Source organism: Phreatobacter sp. GW821-FHT04C01, assembly GCF_059420385.1.
Window position 1 is genome coordinate 1 of the sequence record NZ_JBWKTP010000027.1, and the last position, 2,840, is coordinate 2,840.

Genomic DNA, 2,840 nt, shown 5'->3' on the forward strand with positions numbered 1-2,840 from the left:
GTCCGCGGCCATGCCGAAATTGCACGGGCCCTCGACGATCGAGGCTCCGACCGAGCGGCGCGGATTGAGCGAACGATAGGGGTCCTGGAAGACGATCTGGCAGATCCGCCGGTGCGGGCGGAGCTGGCGTTCGGGCAGCATGGCGACATCGAGATCGCCGACCCGGATGGTCCCCGAGGTCGGCTCGATCAGCCGGGCGATGCAGCGCGCGACCGTCGACTTGCCGGAGCCGGATTCGCCGACGATGCCGAGCGTCTCGCCGCTGCGGATCTGGATGTCGACTTCGGAAGCGGCCCGCACCTCGCGCGCCTTCTTGAACAAGCCGCCGCCGCCATAGACCTTGGACAGCTTGACGGTCTCCAGCATGACCTGGCCGGTCTTCACCTCGCGGGCCGGCGGGGTGAGGGTCGGCACCGCGTTGATCAGCATCTTGGTATAGGGATGTTCGGGGCGCTTCAGCACGTCGTCGGCGGTGCCGGTCTCGACCACGCTGCCCTTCTGCATCACCACCACCCGGTGGGCGATCTCGGCGACCACGCCGAAATCATGGGTGATGAACAGCACGCCGGTGCCGCGGCGCTGCTGCATCTCGGCGACCAGCTTCAGGATCTGCGCCTGGGTCGTCACGTCGAGCGCGGTGGTCGGCTCGTCGGCGATCAGGAGCGAGGGGTCGAGCACCAGCGCCTGGGCGATCATGATGCGCTGGCGCTGGCCGCCGGACAGCTGGTGCGGATAGGCGTCGTAAAGCTTGGCCGGATCCGGCAGGCGCACCGCATCCATCACCGCCAGCACCTTGTCCTTGCGTTCGGCGAAGGACAGGCCGGTGTGGATCTCCAGCACCTCGTCGATCTGCTCGCCGCAGGTGACCACCGGGTTCAGCGCGGTCATCGGTTCCTGGAAGATCATCGACATGCGGGTGCCGCGCAGCGCGCGCAGGCGGCTGCCGCTCGCCTTCAGCATGTCTTCGCCTTCGAGCAGGATCTCGCCCGCCACCGGCGCCAGCTGGCCCTTGGGCAAGAGCCCCATGACCGAATGGGCGGTGACCGACTTGCCCGAGCCGGATTCGCCGACGACGCAGACGATCTCGCCGGGATTGACCGAGAACGACACGCTGTCGACGGCATTGGCGCGGTCGCCGCCCTTGGGCAGCCTGACCGACAGGTTCCTGATATCGAGGACCGGGCCGCTCATCCGCGTTTCTCCATTTTCGGATCGAGCGTGTCGCGCAGCCCGTCGCCCAGCATGTTGACCGCCAGAACCGTGACGGCGAGGAAAATGCCGGGATAGAGGATGTTGTGCGGGAACAGCCGGAACACCTGGCGACCCTCGGCCATGATATTGCCCCAGGTCGGGATCTGCGGCGGAATGCCGATGCCCAGGAACGACAGGATCGCCTCCACCAGGATCGCGGAAGCGCAGATGAAGGTGCCCTGGACCAGCAGCGGCGCGATGGTGTTGGGCAGGATATGCCGGACCAAGAGCTGCAATGTCGGCGTTCCCACGGTGATCGCGGCCTCGACATAGGGTTCTTCGCGCACCGACAGCACCACCGAACGCACCAGGCGGACGACGCGCGGCACCTCGGGCACCACGATGGCGATGATGACGGTGAGCACGCCGGCGCGCGACAGCGACACCAGCGCGATGGCGAGCAGGATGGCGGGGATCGCCATCAACCCGTCCATGATCCGCATGATGATATTGTCGAGCCAGCGGAAATAGCCCGCGAGCATGCCGATGATCAGGCCGATGGTGACCGAGATGATCGACACGGCGACGCCGATGAAGATCGACACCTGGGCACCGTAGACGACGCGCGAATAGACGTCCCGGCCGAGCGTGTCGGTGCCCATGTAATGCACCATCGTCTTGCGCGTGCCGTCATCGAGCCGGTAGCTGCTTTCGGCCATCGGCATGCGGTTGCGCGCCGCCGGATTGATCGCGGAGGGGTCGTTGGTGGCGATCAGCGGCGCGATCAGGCCGATGAAGATCATCAGGAGCACGATGGCGGCGCCGACGACGACCGACGGGTTCTTCTTCAGCTTGCGCCAGACATTCGGCTTCGACGGCGCGGGGACGTCGAGGGAAGCGGCGAGCGGGGTGGAGGCGGCAGGCGCGGTCAATAGCGGATCCTCGGGTCGAAGATCGTATAGGACAGGTCCACGAGCAGGTTGATCAGCACGTAGACGAGCGAAAACAACAGGATGATCGCCTGGATCACCGGGAAGTCACGGGCCAGCACCGCATCCACGGTCAGGCGGCCGAGGCCCGGGATCGAATAGACGCTTTCGGTCACCACCACGCCGCCGATCAGCAGGGCGATGCCGATGCCGACGACGGTGGCGATCGGCACGGCGGCGTTCTTCAGCGCGTGATGGAACAGCACCTTGATCTCGGTCTGGCCCTTGGCGCGGGCGGTGCGGATATAGTCTTCCGACAGCACCTCCAGCACGCTGGTGCGGGTCATGCGCGCGATCAGCGCGACATAGATGACCGACAGGGTGAAGGCCGGCAGCACCAGGCTGACGAACCACGGCCACAGCCCATTGGCGATGCGCTGGTAGCCCTGCACGGGGAACCAGCCGAGCTTGATCGCGAAAATATAGACCAGCAGATAGCCGATCACGAAGACCGGCACCGAAAAGCCGATCACCGAGAAGCCCATGACGATCCGGTCGATCCAGGTGCCCTGCTTATAGGCGGCGAGCACCCCGAGCGGGATGGCGATGAGCACAGCGATGATGATGGTGAAGGCGGCCAGCGACAAGGTCGGCTCGATCCGGTCGGAGATCAGTTCCCACACCGTCTTGCGGAAGAAGAAGCTCTCGCCGAGATCGCCG

Annotated in this window: 3 protein-coding genes; all 3 read right to left on the reverse strand. The window is 65.7% G+C overall.

Annotated features, from left to right (window positions below):
- Positions 1-1,191, reverse strand: a 1,191-nt coding sequence (locus tag AC07WJ_RS37145; RefSeq protein ID WP_494939767.1) for an ATP-binding cassette domain-containing protein, incomplete at its 3' end; no start/stop codon positions are given.
- A complete protein-coding gene (locus tag AC07WJ_RS37150) occupies positions 1,188-2,123 on the reverse strand; it encodes an ABC transporter permease (protein WP_494939768.1) in 936 nt (311 codons plus the stop codon). The genes AC07WJ_RS37150 and AC07WJ_RS37145, both read right to left, overlap by 4 nt.
- Positions 2,120-2,840, reverse strand: a 721-nt coding sequence (locus AC07WJ_RS37155; protein WP_494939769.1) for an ABC transporter permease, incomplete at its 5' end; no start/stop codon positions are given. The genes AC07WJ_RS37155 and AC07WJ_RS37150, both read right to left, overlap by 4 nt.